A 16,123-nucleotide genomic window follows, 5' to 3' on the forward strand; every position below is an offset into this window, starting at 1 on the left:
TTGGAGACCGAGTTGCTCGCCGAACTGCGCTCCGTCAAGCACCGCGTCCCGCACCTCGCGGGCGGCCTGGTGGCCAGCGTGGACGGCCTGCTGGTCGCGCACGACACCCACGGCACCGAACCCTCCGGCCTGGCCGCGATGACGGCGGCCTCGCTCTCGCTGGCGCAGCGGCTCGCCGACACCACCGGGCAGGGCGAGTTCCGCGAGTCGCTGGTGCGCGGCGAGAACGGCTACGTCGCCGTCTACGCGGCCGGCGGCAGCTGCGTGCTGACCCTGCTGGCGCACCCGGAGGTCAACGTCGGCCGGCTGCACCTGGAGGCCCGCCGAAGCGCCCAGCGCATCGCGGGGATGCTCAACGAGGCACTCCTGCCCAAGGACCCGCGCGAGGCGCTCTGACCGTGGCCGCCTGACCGCCTCATCGCCTCACCGACCGATCCCCGTCACTTCACCACCTCACCACCTCACCACTCCACTACCGAACGGGAGTTACCCAGATGACCGACGCAGCCGGCGCGCTCAAGCAGGCCATGACCAGTATCGAGGGCGCCATCGGCGCGGCCCTGGTGGACTACAACAGCGGCATGGCCCTGGCCACCCTCGACGGCCCCGGCGGAATCGACCTCAACGTCGCCTCCGCGGGGAACACCGACGTGGTCCGCGCCAAGATGCGCACCATGGACATGCTCGGCCTCCAGGACGGGATCGAGGACATGCTGATCACCCTGACCACCCAGTACCACCTGATCCGCCCGCTCACCGGGCGCACGGGCAAGGGCCTGTTCCTCTACCTCGCGCTGGACAAGTCGCGCGCCAACCTCGCGATGGCCCGCCACCAGCTGGGCAGGATCGAGAGCGAACTGGAGGTCTGACGGCCGACGCCCCCTGTGCGTGAGGCCCCTGACGGGGCCCGGTGACGGCCCGGTCCCCGCCGGCCTCCGTTCGCCGAGGCCGGAGGCCCAGGGCCGGCCCGGTCCCGGTCCGCCGGGCCCGCCCTCATCCCGGCGCCGGGCCCGCCCTCATCCCGGAGGCAGGCCCGCCCTCATCCCGGAGGCAGGCCCGGTCCGACGGCCCGTCCGCGCACCAGCTCCACCGGCCCGCCCGGCCGCTCCCGGGCGGCCAGCGCGGCGGCCGTACGGTCCCAGGACGGGCCGGTCAGCAGCGTCCGCGCCTCCTGCGGACCGCACAGCCGCCACTCCACCAGCTCGTCCTCCGGCAGGACGAGCGAGTCGAGCATCCGCTCCGTCATCGCGCCACCGTCGAACACGTACACCAGGACGGCGGTGTCCCGGCCGGTCGCGGGGTCCGCCTCGGGGTCGGCCGCCGTGCCCGGCTGCCAGTCCAGCGCCAGCAGCGGCCCCGGTTCGACCTCCCAGCCCAGCTCCTCGCGGATCTCCCGGCGGACCGCCCCCCGGGGCATCTCCCGGCCCGCCTCCACCCCACCGCCCGGCAGGGTCCAGTACGGCACCCGCCCGCGCGGCCCGTCCCACGGCCGCAGCCGCACCAGCAGCACCCGGCCGTCGGCGTCGGTGAACAGCGCCCGCGCCTTCGTCCGGATGCGCGGCCGGGTGGCGTAGTACGTCGCCCGGTCCATCGGCGGCTCCGGCCGCTCCTCGGCCGACGGGGCCAGGCCCGGAGCCGCGGCCAGTCCGAGGTACTCCGGCGCCGGCCGGTCGGCGGGCAGCCGGTCGAGCGCGTGCCCGACCGGTCGGCTGTCCTCCAGCTCCAGCGGCCCGGCCTCGCGCGGTGCCCGCAGGCAGGCCGTCACCCGGCGCGAGAGCCGGGGCGGCAGCGCCTGCCCGGCCTGTTCGGCCGTCAGCCAGGTCCAGCCGCCGACCTCGGCCGTGTCCGGCCGGAACGCCGCCACCTGCTCCGCCGTCAGCGGCTCCGCCCAGTAGAGGTAGACGACGATCGGCCGATCGCCCTCGCGCAGCAGCGCCCAGTCCACCCCGGCGAGCGGCCCCAGCCGCGGCGTGAAGCCCAGCTCCTCGCGGATCTCCCGCAGCGCGGTGTCCCGGGGCGAGCGGTCCGCGGGCTCCCATCCGCCGCCCGGGATCGCCACCGGATGCTTGCGGTCGTACGGCAGTCGCACCGCCAGCATGCGGCCCGCCGCGTCCTGGAACAGCACCCCCGCCGCCGCCAGGACCTCCCGTCCGTCCGCACCCACGCTCTCCACCCCGGCTCCCTCCGCCGAACGTTCCCCGGCCACGACGATCCGCGCCACCCCGATGGTTCCCCCGTCGCCCGCTGGCCGACCCCGCCTCCGCGAGCGCCGCCCGGACCACCAGGGCCGGTGCGGCCCTGACGGTCGGACCGGGCGAACTCCCGTTCGCGGCCCCGCTCGTGAGTTCGATTCGCAAGCCCGGATCGCGCGGGCGTGGACGGGCTGCCGCTCGCCGGTGGTCCCGTCGCGGGCTCAGCGTGAGGGGCCACCGGCGGCCGCACGCCGCGCCACTGCTCGGCGCCCCGGGCCTCGAAGCGCTCCACCTGCGTGAACCCCGCCTTCGCCGCGAGGCGCATCGAGCCGACGTCGGCGCCCTGGGTGGTGCGCACCACAGGCTCGCCGGGAGCGCGCCCCCGAGCCAGCCGAGTGCCGCCGCGCACGCCTCGGTGGCGCACCCGAGCCCCCGGGCGCGCGGCAGGAACAGGTAGCCGAGATCGGCCATCCCCGCCGCAGCCGGGCGCCGGTGCTGCGTCGCCCTCCTGAGCAGGATGAGGCCGATCATCGACCCGTCGAGGTCGACGACGAAGACCCCGGGCCGCCGCTCGGGCGTCTCGGGCAGCTCGCGCTCGATCTCGTCACGCGGCCGGGGGCCGCCGAGGTGGGCGGGCACCTCCGGAGAGGCGAGCAGCTCGACGAACACCGCACGGTCCCGGGCCCCGGGCGCGCGGAGCACGAGCCTCTCGGTCCTGATCGGCGCGGGCGGTCAGGCCACGGATCCCGGATCTTCCATCGGCGCACGCCACCAGGCGGTCGAAGTCCGCTCCACCTCCACCTGGAAACGCCGGGCGGCCGGTTCCCGGGCCGCGGCATGATGACCGCATAGGCGATCAGAGCGTCGAGTGGGTGACCGTCTTCCAGTACGGGAACGTCGCCGGCTGCCCGAAGCCGGGTCAGCTGACGGCTGTTTGACTGCGGGACCGCGGCATCGACCGGCACCCGTTCGCCGACGACGAGATCAGGTACGACCTGATGTGCGGCGTGGGCGCGGACGGGCACGGGCACGGCACGTTCGCCGTTCGTTTCCGGGCCGATGCCCTCCGGCGTCTCGGACTGCATCCCGATCAGCCGACGTCGGGGCCGGCGGACCCGTTGCCGCCGAAGTGGTGGGGGCCGTGGGCCCGTTGATCCCGGTCATTGCCGGGGGAGGCGCGCGGTGGTCAGCGCCTGGGCGGCCGCGTGGGCCATCCGTTCGTCGTGCCGGCCGCTCGCGCCGCGGAGGCGGGCGGCGGCTTCGGCGGCGGCGAGGGCGAGGAGGCCCGGGAGGAGGTCGGTGCTGCGGGCGGCCACCCAGCGGGTGCCCCGGGTGGCCATCCACCAGAGGTCGGCGGCGCGGCCCGGTGTGGCCTCGGCCGGGGCGGTGGCCGGGGGCGGGCCGAGCGGGTGGCCGGCCTCGGCGAGCAGGTCGTGGAACCGGCGGGCGATCAGGTGGTGGCCCTCGGCGCTGGGGTGCAGCCGGTCCACGCTCAGCAGCCGGCGCTCGGACTGCCACGGCAGTTCGGCCAGGTGCAGGTGGACGGCCCGGTGCCGGTCGGCGAGGGCGTGCACCACGGTGTTGACCGCCCGCATCCGCCTGGCCAGCGGGCGGGCGAGCGGCGCCGGGAGCCGCAGCAGACTGCCCGGATCGGGCAGGCAGGCGGTCAGCAACCTGGCGCCGTGGCCGGACAGTTCGGCCATCGTGGCGTCCAACTCCAGTGCGGTGTGCCGGATGTCGAACCCCGCCCGCAGGGTGTCGTTGCCGCCGACCACGACGGCCGCCAGCTGGGGCCGGAGGGCCAGCGCCCGTGGTAGCTGACGTATCGTCAGTTCCGTGGTCAGCGCGCCGCTGTGTGCCAGGTTGGTGAACTCGACCTCCCGGCCCTCGGGTGCCAGCGAACCGGCCAGGACGGCGGCCCACCCGCGCCAGCCCCCGTCGACCTGGTCGCCGACGCCCTCGGTCAGCGAGTCTCCGAGCGCGACGAAGCGCAGCAGCTCGCCCGCCGCGGCGCGTTCCTCCGCCGCCCGGTCACGCGGGGCGTCCAGCATGCTCATTCCGAATCCCCTCCACCGCTTCGTCGTCGCGCGCGCCGTGCGCCGCCAGGAACGCCGACACCGCCGCAGGCCAGCCGTACCGTTCGGCCTGCGCCCGGGCGGTGGCCCGCCGCGGCTCCTCCGGCCGTTCGAGCAACTGCCGCACCGCGGCGGCGAATCCGTTGCCGGTGTCGAAGGCCGCCACCCCGGCGGGCCCGACCAGTGCGGGCAGCGCGGAGGAGCGGCTGACGGCCACCGGTGTTCCGCAGGCCAGGGCCTCCAGCGCGGCCAGTCCGAAGGTCTCCACCGGGCCGGGCGCGAGCACCACGTCGGCGCAGCCCAGCAGCCGGGCCAGCTCCGCGCGGCTGCCCAGGTGCCCGAGGAAACGCACCGGGAGCCGCAGCCGGGCGGCCCGGGCCGCCAGCCGCTCGCGCAGCGGGCCGGTCCCGGCCACCACCAGGACGGCGGGAAGCCGGTGGGCCCGCAGGGCGGCCAGCGCCTCGATCGCCCGCTCGGGCCGCTTCTCGGGGGAGAGCCGGGAGCAGAGCACCAGCAGCGTCTCCTCCGGGGCGGCGTACCGGGCCCGCTCGGCCGCCCGTGCGGCGGTCGGCAGCGGGCGCATCGCCTCCAGGTCGACCCCGAGCGGAGCCCGGACCAGGTTGGGCGCGCCGATCCGCCGGAACTCCGCGGCGGCCCAGTCGGTGGTGCAGAGCACCGCGTCGTAGGCGCGGGCGGTGGCCGCGTTGAGCCGGTCGGCCGCCGCGCCCGCCAGCGGGCCGGGTACGCCCCAGGTGCGCAGCACCCCGGTGGCGCTCTCGTGCGAGACCATCACGGAGCGCACCCCGTGCCGCCGGGCCCAGGCGCCGGTCCAGCGCAGCGTGGTGCGGTCGGACACCTCCAGCCGGTCGGGGGAGAGCCTGGTCAGCTCGGCGGTGACCGCCCGGCGGTCGGTGAGCAGCCGGTAGCCGCCGCCGGCCGGCAGGACGGGGCCGGGCAGGGTGACCACCAGGCCCTGCTCGGTCTCCTCCTCGGAGCGCCGCTCGCCGGGGACGATCAGCACCGGCCGGTGCCCGGCCGCCCGGTACCCGGCGCCCAGGTGGCGCAGTGCGGTGCGCAGGCCGCCGGAGACCGGGGTGACGAAGTTGGCGAGCCGGACGATGGTCAGCGCCCCGCCGGTCGTCCGTGCCCCGTCGGCCGTCAGGGCTTCGGCGCTGCTCGGAGTTCCGCCGGTCGCCCGCGCCCCGCCGTCGGGCGTGGCGGTCATGCCGGCAGCTCCTCGGGCAGGGCGGGCGCCACCGGCCGGAGCGCCGACGGGGGAGCGGGCGGCAGCGGCAGCCCGCGGTGCTCCGCCAGCACCTCGGCGTAGTGCCGCAGCAGCAGGTCCCCGACCGCCTCCCAGGTGCGGGCGGTCACCTCGGCCCGCCCGGCCCGCCCGTACCCGGACCGCCGCGCCGGGTCGGCGGCCAGTTCGGCCACCGCCCTGGCCACCGCCGCGCCGTCCCGGGGCGGCACCAGCAGGCCGGTGCGGTGGTGCGCGACCAGGTCCAGCGGCCCGCCCGCCGCCGGGCCGATCACCGGCACCGCGCTGGCCATGGCCTCCTGGATGGTCTGGCAGAAGGTCTCCAGCGGGCCGGTGTGCACGAAGACGTCCAACGTCGCGAAGCAGCGCGCCAGTTCGTCACCGGTACGGCGGCCGAGGAACACCGCGCCCGGCATCGCGGCCTTCAGCCCGGGCGCCGAGGGGCCGTCCCCGACCACCACCACCCGCACCCCGGGCAGCGCCGAGGCCGCCGCCAGCAGGTCGACCCGCTTCTCCGGCGCCAGCCGCCCGACGTAGCCGACCAGCACCTCCCCGCCCGGCGCGAGCGCCCGGTGCAGCACCTCGTCCCGGTGCCGGGGGTGGAAGCGCACCGAGTCCACCCCGCGCGGCCACAGCTGCACCCGCGGCACCCCGTGCGCGGTCAGGTCCTGGGCGGCCGGGGTGGACGGGGCCAGGGTGCGGGCCGCGGCCCGGTGCACCGCCCGGATCCGCCGCCAGGCGGCGGCCTCGCCGAGGCCCCGCCCGGCCCGGTAGGCGTGGGCGTACCCGGCCAGGTCGGTCTGGTAGACGGCCACGGCGGGCACCCCGAGCCGCGCCGCCACCTGCATCCCCCGGGCGCCGAGCACGAACGGACTGGCCAGGTGGACGAGGTCCGGCCGGTGTCCGGCGATCGCGGCCGCCAGCTGCCGGCTGGGCAGGGCGATCCGGACCTGCGGGTACCCCGGCAGCGGCAACGACGGGATGCGCAGCACGGGGATCTCCCCGGTCGCGGCGCCGCCGAAGGTCTCCGGCGGGCACTCGGCGCCCCGCGCCGGCGCGGGGGTGACGACGAGGGGCTGGTGGCCCCGGCGGACCAGGTGCTCGGCCGTCCGCAGCACGCTGTGGGCGACTCCGTTGACCTCGGGTGGGAAGGATTCGGTGACGATGACGACGCGCATACCGGTGTTCTGTCCACGTCCGGCGTGCACCCGGCCAAAGGGATCTGTCGTACAGAAGAACGCGGGTCGGCGATTTGCACCACCGACCCGCGCCGGGGAGCGCCGCCCGTCATACCGATCCGGCGGTCTCCTTGAGCTCCGCGTACGGTGCGAGCTTGCGGATCGACTCGATGCTCTTCAGGCAGTCGTCCTTGCTCTCCTGCGGGTCTCCGGTCACCACGATCGCCCCGTTGCTCGCCTTGAGCCGGAACCGGTGCATGCCGCCCTCGTCCACGTACAGCTCGAATTTCCCTGCCATACCAGAATCAGCCTTCCGCTCGGATGACCCCCTGGCACCGCACCGTAGGGTCAAATCCCTTGCGCGGCACGTCAGATGATCCATCCGGGTGCAAACGCCCGTGGCGCGTACGGCCGGTCAGGGGCGCGGCCCGGACGCTCCCGCGACCAGCCCGGTGAGGGTGGCGGTCAGGATGCGGGCGAGCCGCGGTTCGACCTCGATGACGGCGTGGGCGAGCCGGGGGTCGCCGCGGTAGAGGGCGGCGACCTCCGGGCCCGGGTTCGCGATCTGCCACATGGCTCCGGCCAGGGAGACGGCGGTGGCGACCAGGTCCACGACGTCCTGCTCGTCCAGCACGGGCAGCTGGGCGCGGACGGCCGCGCCGATCGGCTCGCGGGCGGCGAGGGTGGCGAGCTTGAAGTCGCGCACCGCGTCGAGCGACACGTTGCGTTCGAGGTTGAGCGGGGCGTGGGCGAGCAGGTCGCAGAACGGCCCGCGGGCCGCCAGGGTCGCGGCGAACGCCTGCGCCACGGCGGCCGGGCCGGGTTCCGGGGCCTCCCGCAGCCGCGCGGTCAGCGCGTCCGACCACTCCGCCCAGCCCTCGGCGGTCAGCCGCAGGAAGATCTCCTCGCGGGTCTCGAAGTACCGCAGCAGCGCGGACTTGTGCATCCCGACCGCGGCGGCGATGTCGGTCAGGGTGACGTCCCTGATGCCCCGCTCGCGGCCCAGCGACCGGGCCGCCTCCAGGATCGCGGCTTCGCGCAGTCGCTTGGCCTCGGGCGAGCGCGCACGCTGGAACTCCGATGCAGTCACCCGACCATGGTAGAGCAACGCCGTTGACGTATTACCACAACGGCGTTGCGCTAATAACGCAACGCTGTTCTACTAGAGGGCATGGAGAAGAACACCGAACAGATCTGGTTCGTCACCGGCAGCTCGCGCGGCTTCGGCCGCGCCCTCGTCCGCGCCGCGCTCGAAGCCGGTGACCGGGTGGCCGCGACCGCCCGCCGCCCCGAGCAACTCGCCGATCTCGGCGAGGAGTTCGGCAACCGCGTCCGGCCGATCGCACTGGACGTCACCGATCCGGCGGCCGCCCGCGCGGCCCTCGCCGAGGCGCAGGCCGCCTTCGGCCGGATCGACGTGCTGGTGAACAACGCCGGCTACGCCAGCGTCTCGGCGATCGAGACCACCGAGGACGCCGACTTCCGCGCCCAGTTCGAGACCAACTTCTGGGGCGTCTACAACGTCACCAAGGCCGCACTCCCGCTGCTGCGCGAGCAGAAGGGCGGGCTGGTCGTCCAGTTCTCCTCGATGGGCGGCCGGGTCGGCGGCTCCCCGGGCATCGCCTCCTACCAGGCAGCGAAGTTCGCCATCGACGGGTTCAGCCGGGTGCTGCGCGCCGAGACCGCGCCGTTCGGCGTGAAGGTGCTGGTGGTCGAGCCCAGCGGCTTCCGCACCGACTGGGCGGGCTCCTCGATGACCGTCCACGACGTCCCGGAGGCGTACGACGAGACGGTCGGGGCCATGAACCGGCGGATGCGGCAGGGCGGCGCCGGCGCCGCGGGCGACCCGGTCCGCGCGGCCGAGATCCTCGTCCGGGTGGCCAAGCGGCGGGACGTCCCCCACCACCTGCCGCTCGGGGTCAACGCGGCCGAGGGCTCGATCGCCATGGACCGGCAGCTGCTGGCGGAGGACACCAGGTGGCGCGAGGTGTCGTGCTCGGCCGACTTCGCCGAGGCCTACCCGGTGCCCTTCCCGCCGGACTCGGAGAACTGACCGGTCCGGAGCGGGCGGTGCCGCCACCGGGCCGCCCGGCACGGCGGCCCGGCGCGGGGGAGAGCGCCGGGCCGCGGGAGCCGCCGGGTTCAGCAGGCGTCGAGGATGCCGGTGAGCGCGCTCTTCTCGGCGCCGTCCACGCTCAGGCCGTAGTACTGCTTCACCTGCACCCAGGCGCGGGCGTAGGTGCAGCGGTACGAGGCCTGCGGGAGCCACTCGGCCGGGTCGCGGTCGCCCTTGGAGCGGTTGCTGCTCGCCGAGACCAGCAGCAGCTGGGGGCGGGTGACGTCGTTGGCGAAGGCCTGGCGCTGGGCGGTGGTCCAGCTCCACGCGCCGGAGGCCCAGGCCTCGGAGAGCGGCACCAGGTGGTCGACGTCGAAGGAGGAGGCGTTGGTGGTGGTCGCGCCGTCGTACGGGGAGGACCAACTGCCGCTGGTGGCCTTGCAGGAGGTGTCGGTGGCGACGTTGCTGCCGTCGCGCTTGACGACCCACTCGCGGGTGTCGCAGGTGCCGCTGATGGTGATCCAGGTCGGGAACAGCGTGCGGTCGTAGGTGTCCCCGTGGGTCTCCGGGGTGGCGGGCATCGCGGCGAGGTAACTCCGGGCGATGGCCGCGGAGATCGGGGTCGGCAGGGCGGCCCGGGCCGGGGCGCCGGTGGTGAGCACGGTGGCGGCGGCGAGGGCGGCGGCGGCCGGTATGCAGGACAGGAGGCGACGTACGGGTGTGGTGGGGGCCATGGCGGACGCTCCATCATCAGATCGGATGAACTGCTGATTTGCGTGCGCCAGTGTGGCGATCCCGCCGCCTACGCGGGTAGACCCGGGAAGTGAAATCCTCGTGGACAACAGACGGGCGCCGGACAAGTCCGGCGCACGTCAGGGGGGTTCATGGGGTTGTGTCCGTTTTCCGGCCGAGGCCGGGGAGTTCAGTCGCGGCGGCGGCCCGCCATCCAGACGTAGACCAGGACGCCGGCGAACAGGAACAGCACGCCCTGGTAGACGGCGGCGTAGCCGGCCCCCGCGAGCAGCCAGAGCGAGAAGCCGAAGGCGCCCAGGCCGAGGACGGCGTCGCGCACCAGCCGGCCCCGGTCGACCTTCTCGCCGTCCCCGCGCACCAGCCAGTACAGCTGGGCGGCCGTGGACAGCAGGTACGGGACGGTGGCGGTGAAGGTGGTGACCAGCACCAGGATCTCGAAGGCGCCCTTCGCGCCGCTGGCGAAGTTGAGCACGGTCAGCACCGAGGCCAGGGCGACACCGACCAGCACGCCGAAGGTCGGCACCCCGCGCCGCTCCTTGCCGAAGGCCGCCGGGAACAGCCCGTCCTTGGCGGCCGCGTACGGGGCCTGGGCCGAGAGCAGCGTCCAGCCGTTGAGCGCGCCGGTCATCGAGACCAGCGCGGCCAGGGCGATCACCGTGCCGCCCCAGCTGCCGCCGAACATGGCGTCCACGGCGTCCGAGAACGGCGCGGTGGAGTGGACCAGCTGCTGGTGCGCCACGGTGCCGAACACCGCGATGGTGCCGAGCAGGTAGACCGCCGCCGCACCGGCGGTGCCGAGCACGCTGGCCCGGCCGACGTTGCGCTCCGGGTCGCGGACCTTCCCGGCGCTCATCGCGGCCGACTCCACGCCCAGGTAGCTGAACAGCAGGATCGCCGCCGCGGCGGACATGCCGCCCGCCCAGCCCTGGCCGGAGGCGTCGAAGGGGCCGAGGTTCTTCGGGTCGAAGAAGAACAGGCCGCCCACCGCGACCAGCAGCAGCGGGATGAACTTCAGCACGGTGGAGACGAGCTGGACCGCTCCGACGAAGCGGGTGCCGGCCAGGTTGGCCAGCGCCGGCAGCCACTGGATGGTCAGCGCGGCGGCGATCTCCAGCGGGATCGAGCGGTGCAGCGGCAGCAGCACGTCCAGGTATCCGACGGCGGCCACGGCGAGCGCGGCGTTGCTGACCCAGGTGGTGATCCAGTACGACCAGGCGGCCAGGAAGCCGGCGAAGTCCCCGAAGGCCTCGCGGGCGTAGACGTACGGGCCGCCGGTGCGCGGGTTGCGGCGGGCCAGCTGCCCGAAGACCAGCGCCAGCGCGATCGCGCCCACGGTGAGCACCGCGAAGGAGAGCAGGCTGACCGTTCCGAAGGGGGCCACGGCCGCCGGGATCATGAAGATGCCGCCGCCGATGATGTTGCCCATCACCAGGGCGGTGGCGGTCGCCAGCCCGAAGCGGCGGCCGTTCGTCTGCGGCGGTGCGCCCGAGGGCGCGGAGCCGGCCGGGATGCCCGGGGTCTCCGGGTCGCTCGGCCGGGCCGCCGGCCGGGGTGCGGCGGGGCTGGTCTGCATCAGGGTGGTGCGCCTTTCGTGGTCCTGCTCGGGCGCCCGGTGGAGCGCCGTGGAGCGACTGTCCATGCTCGGACGAGGCCGGACCGGTCGCAAAATCGACGGGATTCGTTCGGTTCGTCCGGTCCGTCACCGCAAGACTTGCGGTCTCGGGGTGGCCGGACGGGCACTCGTGCGGTGCCCGCCACCCGGCCGTTCGACCGGATTCACGGTTGTACGCCCGCTTTCACGGCCCTGTGCCCGGATTCGTCCGGCCGGGGGAGTTGGCTCACCCGAATGCCTCAGCCCGGTTGCGGCGCGCGCCCTGAGGTGCGCGTTCGTGTGCAAACGTGGGCCCGGCGCCTCCCCGGTGGGGCGCCGCCCAGCCCCTCGGGCGGCCGTCCCGGCCGGTCGGGGGCACGGGTCCGAGGACCAGAGACGAACCAAAAGGACATCAGATGTCGCTTCGTGGGAAGATCCGCAAGCTCGCCGTGATCGTTGCCGTGGCCGGTGCCGTCGTGACGGTTCCGACCTCGGCCATGGCGGGGGGCACCACGCAGACGCAGTCGGAGGACCAGATCCTCCAGACCGGCACTGCGGGCGTCGGCCTGGTCGGCCCGCACGCCACCTGGTTCAACTACGCCGAGCACGGCGAGAGCGACTGCGGCTGCTGATCCCGCCGCACCCCCGAGCCCGGAGGCCGTTCACCGGCCGCCGGGCTCACGGCTGTCCGGCCGCCGTCCGGCGTGCCCGAAGCGGCCCCTCGCCCCCCGGGCGTCCCTAGGCGTCCCCCGAACGTCCTCCGCCGTCCCGCCCCCCGAACGCCCCCTGCCGTTCCCTACGTCCTCAGACCCGGACCGCCGCCCGCTCCCGCAGCTCCTTCAGCACCGCGATGTCCATCGCGTGCCCGGTGCCGTCACCCCCGTGCTTGCGGTCCGGGGTCTCCACCAGCAGCGGCACACCGGCCGTCTCCGGGTGCTCGAACAGCTCGCGGAACGGCTCGGCGCCGATCATCCCGGCGCCGATGTTGGCGTGCCGGTCCTTGCGGGCGCCGACGACGTCCTCGGAGTCGTTGGCGTGGATCAGCCGCAGCCGGCCCGGCCCGGCCGCGGCGGCCAGGGCGTCCAGCGCCGCCGTCACCCCGCCCGGCTCCGCCAGGTCGTGCCCGGCGGCGAAGGCGTGGCAGGTGTCCAGGCAGACGCCCACCTTCGGGTGGTGGTCCAGGGCCGCCACGTACTCGGCCAGCTGCTCCAGCCGTGAACAGAGCGAGCTGCCCTGGCCGGCGGTCGGCTCCAGCAGCAGCCAGGGCGCGTCGTCCCCGAGCCCGTCCAGCTCGTCCAGCAGCGGCCGGACGTCCGCCCGCACCTGGGCCATCGCCTCGGCCCGGCGCGAGCCCCCGCCGGGCGCCGTGCCGACGGCCGAGCCGGTGTGCAGGACGACGCCGAGCGCGCCGATGGCGTGGCCGCGGCGCAGCGAGTGCCGCAGCGAGTCGGCCGAGCGCTCGCGGGTGGCCGGGTTGTCCGAGCCGAAGTTGATCAGGTACGGGGCGTGCACCCAGGCCGGGATGCCCCGGTCGGCGCAGGCGGCGCGGAACTCCTCGTCCTGGGCCGGACTGCCCGGGGGAGTGGCCCAGCCGCGCGGGTTGGCCACGAAGACCTGCACCGTCTCCGCGCCGACCCGCTCCGCGTACGCCAGGCCGGTCCCCGCCAGCCCGCGGCCGGCCACCGGGACGTGGGCCCCGACCGGGTTGCGGAGGGTGGCGAGCGGCGGTACGGGCGGTGCGGTGGTCATGGCCCCGAGCATGTCACGAACCTTGCCCCGGGCGTCGGGCGGGCCGGTCCCCGGGGCCCGGGAGACCTGGCGGGGAGCCGTCCCCGGCGGGCCCGCGCCACGCCGGGCCGTACCGCCTCCCGATCGACGCCCCGTCAGCCCCGCAGACCAGCCCTGGTGGCGGGCCCACCCGGGCGCCCATACGGTCGACACGGCCGCACCCACCGGCCGTCACCGCCCGCGCACAGCGCGTCAGCCCCATCGCCGGCCCGTACGCACGCGGCGGACACCGACACCCAGACCGCGACACGCCAGACCGCGACACCGCCGACTGCGACACCGCTGACCGCGGCACCGCCTCGGACACCGTGCGCGCCGAGAGAAACAGGTCACCACTCATGCCCACGCGACGGTTCCACCACCTCGCCGCGGCCACCGCCGCCGCCACCGCCACCGCCCTGACCACCGCCCTCGTCTCCCTGGCCGCCCCCGCGGCGCACGCCGACAGCTCGGGCCCGCTGCACTTCGTCCGGCCCGGCGAATCGATTCAGCAGGCCGTCGACGCCGCCCGGCCCGGCGACACCGTCCAGCTGCTCCCCGGCACCTTCCGGGGCAGCGTCCGCATCACCACCCCCCGCCTCACGCTGCGCGGCTCCGGCGAGGACAGCGTGATCGTCCCCGGGGACGGCACCGAGAACGCCTGCGCCACCGCCGGGCACGGCATCTGCGTCGTCGGCACCGAGGAGCAGCCGCTGTCCGACGTCACGATCGACCGGCTCGCCGTCACGGGCTTCCGCAAGAACGGCATCGACGCCGCCGGCACCACCGGCCTGACCGTCATCGGCACCCACGTCCACGACAACGCCCAGCAGGGCATCAGCCAGGAGATGTCCACCCGGGCCACGATCCGCGGCAACCGCTCGACCGACAACGGCCAGTCCGGCGTCTTCCTCGCCAACTACGCCTACCGCGAGGGCGGCGCGCCCGACACCGAGGGCACCGTGGTCGAGGGCAACGAGCTGACCGGCAACCGGGTGGGCGTCACCGTCCGTCGGCTGCGCGGGCTGGCCGTCCAGCGGAACTGGATCAGCGGCAACTGCTCCGGCGTCTTCGTGGTCGGCGACGAGGGCGTGCCCCGGGCCGGGGACCTCGACGTCCGGAACAACACGGTCGTCGAGAACAACAAGTTCTGCCCGGCCAACCCCCGCCTCGGGGCCATCCAGGGCGCCGGCATCGTGCTCACCGGCACCGAGGACGTCCGGGTGACCGGCAACGAGGTCCACGACAACGCCGGCACCACGGACTTCTCCGGCGGCATCGTCCTGTTCAGGAGCGTCGTCGGCGTCGCCAACTCCCGCACCACGGTCACCGGCAACCGGCTGAGCGGCAACAGCCCGGCCGACCTCGCCGACCGCGACACCGGCGCCGACAACACCTTCGCGAGCAACACCTGCGCGAACTCGGAGCCGGCCGGCCACTGCTGACCTTCCGAACCGAACCCCCGTCGCCCCCGCCCCTGGCCGCCCGCCGTCCGCCGTCCGCCGTCCGCCGTCCACGGAACTCCCAAGGAATCCCCGAGGAACCCAGCCATGACCACCGCACCCGCCCACACCAGCCCCCAGGCCGCCATGCGGCTGCGCGAACTCGTCTTCGGTGCCGCCTGCGCCGCGGCCGTCCGCGCGGCCGCCCGGCTCGGTGTCGCCGACGCGCTCGGCGACACCCCGGCCACCGTCGACGAACTCGCCGCCTCCCTCGACACCGAGCCCCGCCAGCTGCGCCGGCTGATGCGCGCGCTGTCCTGCTACGGGATCTTCGAGGAGGGCGACGACGGCAGCTTCGTGCACACCGAGATGTCCCGGCTGCTGCGCGAGGACGCCCCCAACTCGCTGCGCTACATCTCCCTCTGGTGCACCGAGCCGTGGACCTGGGAGGCCTGGCCGAAGCTGGACGAGGCCGTCCGCTCGGGCCGCAACGTCTTCCCGGACCTGTTCGGCAAGGAGTTCTTCGAGTACCTGCACAGCGACGCGGGCGACTCCGCGAAGGTCTTCGACAAGGCGATGACCACCTCCAGCCGGCAGTCCGCCGAGGACTTCGCCGAGTACCTGGACCTTACCGGCATCGACTCGGTGGCGGACATCGGCGGCGGCCAGGGCCATGTGCTGGCCAGCCTGCTGGAGCGCCACCCTGCGCTGCACGGCACCCTGCTCGACCTGCCCAAGGTCGTGGCGGGCGCCGATCCCAGGCTCCAGGAGGGCGGCGCCTTCGCGGCCCGCGCCCGCTTGGTGCCGGGCGACTGCCGCACGGAGATCCCGGTCCGCGCCGACCTCTACATCATCAAGAACATCCTGGAGTGGGACGACGACAGTACCCGCCGCACCCTCGCCAACGTGGTGAAGGCGGCCAGCTCCGGCGCCCGCGTGGTGGTGGTGGAGAACCTGGTCGACAACAGCCCCTCGATGCGCTTCACCACCGCCATGGACCTGATGCTGATGCTCAACGTGGGCGGCGCCAAGCACTCCGAGGAGAGCATGGTCGGGCTGATGGCGGAGGCCGGGCTGACGGTCACGGCGGTCCGCCCGGTCAACCCCTACCTGCACGCCTTCGAGGCCACCGTGACCGGCTGAGCGCGGCCCCTCGCACGGACGACCGCCGGCCCCCGGAACAGGGGGCCGGCGGTCGTGCGCGCCGGAGGGAGCGGGGTGGGGGTACCGGCCGGCGGGCGCGGGTCACCCCCGGTGCGAGGACTCCAGGTGCGCGAAGACCACCACGTTGTCCAGGTAGTCCCGCCGCTGCTTGTCGTACGCGCCGCCGCAGGTGATCAGCCGCAGCTGGGCGTCCGGCGTCCGGCCGTACACCTTCGCGTCGGGGAAGGCGTCCTTGGCGAAGGTCTCCACCGTGTCCACCGAGAACACCGCGACGGTGCCGTCCTCCCGGCTCACCTCGATCTTGTTGCCCGGCAGCAGGAAGCTCAGCAGCAGGAACACCGCCGGGCCCTTGGTGGTGTCCACGTGCCCGGCGAGGACCGCGCTGCCGCGCTCGCCCGGGGTGACGCCGTCCCGGTACCAGCCGACCAGGTTCTTGTCGTCCGGCGGCGGTGCGTTGAGCTGGCCGGCCGGGTTGAGGGTCAGCTCGGTGAACGGCGCGTCCACGGCGATCTGCGGGATCCGCAGCCGGGTGGGCCGGGCGCGCTTGAGCGGCGGGGGGGGGGGGGGGGGGGGGGGGGGGGGGGGGGGGGGGGGGGGGGGGGGGGGGGGGGGGGAGGGGGGGGGGGGGGGGGGGGGGGAGGGAT

At 75.0% G+C, this 16,123-nt stretch carries 15 protein-coding genes and 2 pseudogenes; 6 read left to right on the top strand and 11 right to left on the bottom strand.

From position 1 onward, the window contains the following. Together ACZ55U_RS14760 and ACZ55U_RS14765 are read left to right on the top strand one after the other, a co-directional pair. Entirely contained in the window at positions 1-396 is a 396-nt protein-coding gene (locus ACZ55U_RS14760; protein WP_465526195.1) for a roadblock/LC7 domain-containing protein, read from the top strand. Between the two features lie 98 nt (positions 397-494). After that, a complete protein-coding gene (locus tag ACZ55U_RS14765) occupies positions 495-869 on the top strand; it encodes a hypothetical protein (protein WP_465526197.1) in 375 nt (124 codons plus the stop codon). 170 nt (positions 870-1,039) lie between these two features. Here ACZ55U_RS14765 and ACZ55U_RS14770 read toward each other — a convergent pair whose 3' ends face one another. From ACZ55U_RS14770 to ACZ55U_RS14800, 7 genes and pseudogenes are all read right to left on the bottom strand, one after another. After that, positions 1,040-2,173, bottom strand: a complete 1,134-nt coding sequence (locus ACZ55U_RS14770; RefSeq protein ID WP_465526199.1) for an NUDIX domain-containing protein — start codon at positions 2,171-2,173, stop codon at positions 1,040-1,042. A gap of 242 nt (positions 2,174-2,415) precedes the next feature. Beyond that, a pseudogene (locus tag ACZ55U_RS14775) lies at positions 2,416-2,912 on the bottom strand (GNAT family N-acetyltransferase); the annotation flags it as partial. 440 nt (positions 2,913-3,352) lie between these two features. Next, on the bottom strand, positions 3,353-4,249 hold the full coding sequence (locus ACZ55U_RS14780; RefSeq protein WP_465526201.1) for an SGNH/GDSL hydrolase family protein: 897 nt from the start codon (positions 4,247-4,249) through the stop codon (positions 3,353-3,355). Next, positions 4,224-5,492: a glycosyltransferase gene (locus ACZ55U_RS14785; RefSeq protein WP_465526203.1), complete on the bottom strand. Its 1,269-nt coding sequence runs from the start codon at positions 5,490-5,492 to the stop codon at positions 4,224-4,226. Before ACZ55U_RS14785 ends, ACZ55U_RS14780 begins: the two co-directional genes overlap by 26 nt. Then, positions 5,489-6,706 carry a glycosyltransferase family 4 protein gene (locus ACZ55U_RS14790; RefSeq protein ID WP_465526204.1) on the bottom strand — a complete coding sequence of 406 codons (1,218 nt, stop codon included), beginning with the start codon at positions 6,704-6,706 and terminating at the stop codon, positions 5,489-5,491. Before ACZ55U_RS14790 ends, ACZ55U_RS14785 begins: the two co-directional genes overlap by 4 nt. A gap of 109 nt (positions 6,707-6,815) precedes the next feature. Then, on the bottom strand, positions 6,816-7,004 hold the full coding sequence (locus ACZ55U_RS14795) for a YegP family protein (protein ID WP_224283924.1): 189 nt from the start codon (positions 7,002-7,004) through the stop codon (positions 6,816-6,818). 117 nt (positions 7,005-7,121) lie between these two features. Continuing rightward, complete coding sequence (locus ACZ55U_RS14800; protein ID WP_465526206.1) at positions 7,122-7,796, bottom strand: TetR/AcrR family transcriptional regulator; 675 nt, start codon at positions 7,794-7,796, stop codon at positions 7,122-7,124. Positions 7,797-7,877: 81 nt separating this feature from the next. On the opposite strand from ACZ55U_RS14800, the gene ACZ55U_RS14805 reads away from it, so the two are divergent. Further along, positions 7,878-8,759, top strand: coding sequence for an SDR family NAD(P)-dependent oxidoreductase (locus ACZ55U_RS14805; RefSeq protein ID WP_465526208.1), 882 nt, complete (start codon positions 7,878-7,880; stop codon positions 8,757-8,759). Between the two features lie 89 nt (positions 8,760-8,848). Here the strand turns inward: ACZ55U_RS14805 and ACZ55U_RS14810 are convergent, their stop codons facing one another. Continuing rightward, positions 8,849-9,496, bottom strand: coding sequence for an HNH endonuclease family protein (locus tag ACZ55U_RS14810; protein ID WP_465526210.1), 648 nt, complete (start codon positions 9,494-9,496; stop codon positions 8,849-8,851). A 188-nt stretch (positions 9,497-9,684) separates the two neighbouring features. After that, the gene (locus tag ACZ55U_RS14815; protein WP_465526268.1) at positions 9,685-11,088 is read right to left on the bottom strand and encodes an amino acid permease; all 1,404 of its coding nucleotides are present in this window, start codon (positions 11,086-11,088) and stop codon (positions 9,685-9,687) included. 434 nt (positions 11,089-11,522) lie between these two features. Here ACZ55U_RS14815 and ACZ55U_RS14820 point away from each other — a divergent pair, with 434 nt between their 5' ends. Continuing rightward, positions 11,523-11,738 carry a hypothetical protein gene (locus tag ACZ55U_RS14820; protein WP_465526212.1) on the top strand — a complete coding sequence of 72 codons (216 nt, stop codon included), beginning with the start codon at positions 11,523-11,525 and terminating at the stop codon, positions 11,736-11,738. A 172-nt stretch (positions 11,739-11,910) separates the two neighbouring features. Here ACZ55U_RS14820 and ACZ55U_RS14825 read toward each other — a convergent pair whose 3' ends face one another. Further along, a complete protein-coding gene (locus ACZ55U_RS14825) occupies positions 11,911-12,855 on the bottom strand; it encodes a deoxyribonuclease IV (protein WP_465526214.1) in 945 nt (314 codons plus the stop codon). A 377-nt stretch (positions 12,856-13,232) separates the two neighbouring features. Between ACZ55U_RS14825 and ACZ55U_RS14830 the strand changes: the two genes are divergently transcribed. Both ACZ55U_RS14830 and ACZ55U_RS14835 read left to right on the top strand, forming a co-directional pair. Next, positions 13,233-14,318 (top strand): right-handed parallel beta-helix repeat-containing protein, encoded by a 1,086-nt coding sequence (locus ACZ55U_RS14830; protein WP_465526216.1) that lies wholly within the window; start codon positions 13,233-13,235, stop codon positions 14,316-14,318. A 105-nt stretch (positions 14,319-14,423) separates the two neighbouring features. Next, positions 14,424-15,458, top strand: a complete 1,035-nt coding sequence (locus tag ACZ55U_RS14835) for a methyltransferase (protein WP_465526218.1) — start codon at positions 14,424-14,426, stop codon at positions 15,456-15,458. Between the two features lie 102 nt (positions 15,459-15,560). Here the strand turns inward: ACZ55U_RS14835 and ACZ55U_RS14840 are convergent. After that, positions 15,561-16,123: pseudogene (locus ACZ55U_RS14840) on the bottom strand (class F sortase); the annotation flags it as partial.

The organism is Kitasatospora sp. NPDC034533 (assembly GCF_055575155.1).

Coding starts and splice junctions, on each gene's coding strand:
- ACZ55U_RS14765 (WP_465526197.1), top strand. CDS start 495: ATGACCGACGCAGCCGGCGCGCTCAAGCAGGCCATGACCAGTATCGAG.
- ACZ55U_RS14815 (WP_465526268.1), bottom strand. CDS start 11,088: ATGCAGACCAGCCCCGCCGCACCCCGGCCGGCGGCCCGGCCGAGCGAC.
- ACZ55U_RS14825 (WP_465526214.1), bottom strand. CDS start 12,855: ATGACCACCGCACCGCCCGTACCGCCGCTCGCCACCCTCCGCAACCCG.
- ACZ55U_RS14790 (WP_465526204.1), bottom strand. CDS start 6,706: ATGCGCGTCGTCATCGTCACCGAATCCTTCCCACCCGAGGTCAACGGA.
- ACZ55U_RS14810 (WP_465526210.1), bottom strand. CDS start 9,496: ATGGCCCCCACCACACCCGTACGTCGCCTCCTGTCCTGCATACCGGCC.
- ACZ55U_RS14780 (WP_465526201.1), bottom strand. CDS start 4,249: ATGAGCATGCTGGACGCCCCGCGTGACCGGGCGGCGGAGGAACGCGCC.
- ACZ55U_RS14835 (WP_465526218.1), top strand. CDS start 14,424: ATGACCACCGCACCCGCCCACACCAGCCCCCAGGCCGCCATGCGGCTG.
- ACZ55U_RS14805 (WP_465526208.1), top strand. CDS start 7,878: ATGGAGAAGAACACCGAACAGATCTGGTTCGTCACCGGCAGCTCGCGC.
- ACZ55U_RS14830 (WP_465526216.1), top strand. CDS start 13,233: ATGCCCACGCGACGGTTCCACCACCTCGCCGCGGCCACCGCCGCCGCC.
- ACZ55U_RS14785 (WP_465526203.1), bottom strand. CDS start 5,492: ATGACCGCCACGCCCGACGGCGGGGCGCGGGCGACCGGCGGAACTCCG.
- ACZ55U_RS14795 (WP_224283924.1), bottom strand. CDS start 7,004: ATGGCAGGGAAATTCGAGCTGTACGTGGACGAGGGCGGCATGCACCGG.
- ACZ55U_RS14820 (WP_465526212.1), top strand. CDS start 11,523: ATGTCGCTTCGTGGGAAGATCCGCAAGCTCGCCGTGATCGTTGCCGTG.